This window comes from Nodosilinea sp. P-1105, assembly GCF_012911975.1.
Taxonomy (GTDB): domain Bacteria; phylum Cyanobacteriota; class Cyanobacteriia; order Phormidesmidales; family Phormidesmidaceae; genus Nodosilinea.
The window spans coordinates 1-611 of sequence record NZ_SMDQ01000191.1; the positions used below are offsets into that span (position 1 = coordinate 1).

The following is a 611-nucleotide window of genomic DNA, read 5'->3' on the forward strand; positions in this document are numbered from 1 at the left end:
CGCGACGTAATTCGTCTAAAGCATTATTCCTATCGAACCGAGCAAAGCTATGTCGGATGGATTCGCCGGTACATTCTCTTCCATAACAAGCAGCATCCAAAAGATATGGGCGGGGCAGAGGTCGAAGCATTTTTAACCCATCTGGCTCGGTCTATCTGCCCTTTGCCCTAGAGCGTAAATATCCCCATGCCGATCGCGCCTGGATTTGGCAATTTGTGTTTCCTTCACCGGGGCGATCGCGCGACCCACGCAGTGGCATCATTCGCCGTCATCATCTGCATGAGAGTGGGGTACAGAAAACCCTAAAGCAAGCTGTCCGTGCGGCTGGCATTGCTAAGCGAATCGGGTGCCATACGTTTCGCCATAGTTTTGCCACCCACCTATTAGAGAGCGGTTACGATATCCGCACCATTCAAGAACTGTTGGGCCATAAGGATGTCAAAACCACGATGATCTATACTCATGTGCTGAATCGGGGTGGGCGGGGGGTGCGCAGTCCGTTGGATGGGTAGGGGGGCAAGGGCAATTGTGACGCTACGGTTGACGGCGGGGAGTCGCCCCACTATGCTCTTACATTAAGCCGTTCAGTCGAACGGTGACCACACAGAACT

1 pseudogene is annotated in these 611 nt (G+C 53.4%); it reads left to right on the forward strand.

Annotation, left to right across the window (positions count from 1 at the left end):
- Nucleotides 1-512, forward strand: a pseudogene (locus E1H13_RS26720) (tyrosine-type recombinase/integrase); the annotation flags it as partial.
- Nucleotides 513-611: the final 99 nt, after the last annotated feature.